The sequence below is a fragment of the Nocardia coffeae genome (assembly GCF_019890715.1).
Lineage (GTDB): Bacteria > Actinomycetota > Actinomycetes > Mycobacteriales > Mycobacteriaceae > Nocardia > Nocardia jiangxiensis.
In genome coordinates this window covers 1-338 of the sequence record NZ_JAINZY010000091.1, presented here as the reverse complement: position 1 = coordinate 338, position 338 = coordinate 1, and the positions used below count along the sequence as shown (strand labels likewise).

General features: G+C 65.7%; 1 protein-coding gene. It reads right to left on the bottom strand.

Translation table 11 applies throughout. From position 1 onward, the window contains the following. Window positions 1-338 (bottom strand): FAD-dependent oxidoreductase (locus K7711_RS47180; protein WP_222979747.1); only part of this gene is annotated, 338 nt, incomplete at both ends.

Below are 338 nucleotides of genomic sequence, written 5' to 3'. Positions count from 1 at the left end.
TGCAGCACCACCGACAACGCACCCGCACTCCTCGCGTGCGCGTCACCGAAACTGGCCACATCCACACCCAGCAACTTCAACTTCGTCGACAGATCCGCCCCCGGGAACTCCCCCGACCCACCCAACAACCGATCCGCCACCACCTCCGCGGTGCTGTACCCCGGAGCCACCAACCCGTAACAGGTCCCCTCCACCGCCGCGACCTCACCGATCGCATAAATACTCGGATCACTGGACACCAACCCCAGATCCGTCACCACACCACCCCGCGCACCGACCTCCAAACCAGCATCACGCGCCAGCTGATCCCGCGGCCGGACACCCGCCGAGAACACCAC